The following is a 1,688-nucleotide window of genomic DNA, read 5'->3' as shown; positions in this document are numbered from 1 at the left end:
TCTCCCACAGGGTCCCCCCTGCAGTACCATCGGCGCTGTAAGGCTTAGCTTCCGGGTTCGGAATGTAACCGGGCGTTTCCCTCACGCTATAACCACCGAAACACTATGAAACTCTCAAACATGCCGCACCGCATGTGGCCATACGGGGCCGTTCGTGGTTTCAGAACCAACACAGTGGACGCGAGCAACTGAGGACAAGCCCTCGGCCTATTAGTACCGGTCACCTCCACACGTTACCGTGCTTCCAGATCCGGCCTATCAACCCAGTCGTCTACTGGGAGCCTTACCCCATCAAGTGGGTGGGAGTCCTCATCTCGAAGCAGGCTTCCCGCTTAGATGCTTTCAGCGGTTATCCCTCCCGAACGTAGCCAACCAGCCATGCCCTTGGCAGAACAACTGGCACACCAGAGGTTCGTCCGTCCCGGTCCTCTCGTACTAGGGACAGCCCTTCTCAAGACTCCTACGCGCACAGCGGATAGGGACCGAACTGTCTCACGACGTTCTAAACCCAGCTCGCGTACCGCTTTAATGGGCGAACAGCCCAACCCTTGGGACCGACTCCAGCCCCAGGATGCGACGAGCCGACATCGAGGTGCCAAACCATCCCGTCGATATGGACTCTTGGGGAAGATCAGCCTGTTATCCCCGGGGTACCTTTTATCCGTTGAGCGACGGCGCTTCCACAAGCCACCGCCGGATCACTAGTCCCGACTTTCGTCCCTGCTCGACCCGTCGGTCTCACAGTCAAGCTCCCTTGTGCACTTACACTCAACACCTGATTGCCAACCAGGCTGAGGGAACCTTTGGGCGCCTCCGTTACTCTTTAGGAGGCAACCGCCCCAGTTAAACTACCCATCAGACACTGTCCCTGATCCGGATCACGGACCCAGGTTAGACATCCAGCACGACCAGAGTGGTATTTCAACGACGACTCCACGAACACTGGCGTGCCCGCTTCAAAGTCTCCCACCTATCCTACACAAGCCGAACCGAACACCAATATCAAACTGTAGTAAAGGTCCCGGGGTCTTTCCGTCCTGCTGCGCGAAACGAGCATCTTTACTCGTAGTGCAATTTCACCGGGCCTATGGTTGAGACAGTCGAGAAGTCGTTACGCCATTCGTGCAGGTCGGAACTTACCCGACAAGGAATTTCGCTACCTTAGGATGGTTATAGTTACCACCGCCGTTTACTGGCGCTTAAGTTCTCAGCTTCGCCACCCCGAAGAGTGACTAACCGGTCCCCTTAACGTTCCAGCACCGGGCAGGCGTCAGTCCGTATACATCGCCTTACGGCTTCGCACGGACCTGTGTTTTTAGTAAACAGTCGCTTCTCGCTGGTCTCTGCGGCCACCCCCAGCTCGAGGAGCAAGTCCTCTCACCAGACGTGGCCCCCCTTCTCCCGAAGTTACGGGGGCATTTTGCCGAGTTCCTTAACCATAGTTCACCCGAACGCCTCGGTATTCTCTACCTGACCACCTGAGTCGGTTTAGGGTACGGGCCGCCATGAAACTCGCTAGAGGCTTTTCTCGACAGCATAGGATCATCCACTTCACCACAATCGGCTCGGCATCAGGTCTCAGCCACAAGGTGTGCGGATTTACCTACACACCGGCCTACACCCTTACCCCGGGACAACCACCGCCCGGGATGGACTACCTTCCTGCGTCACCCCATCACTCACCTACT

2 rRNA genes are annotated in these 1,688 nt (G+C 56.8%); both read right to left on the bottom strand.

Annotated elements, in window-relative coordinates:
* A 5S ribosomal RNA gene (rrf, locus tag ACZ4UU_RS45090) occupies positions 1-100 on the bottom strand; the annotation flags it as partial.
* A gap of 90 nt (positions 101-190) precedes the next feature.
* Positions 191-1,688, bottom strand: a 23S ribosomal RNA gene (locus tag ACZ4UU_RS45085); the annotation flags it as partial.

It is taken from the genome of Streptomyces sp. NPDC028907 (genome assembly GCF_055564995.1).
The sequence above is the reverse complement of the archived record's forward strand: the minus strand, read 5'-3'. Positions and strand labels throughout refer to the sequence as shown.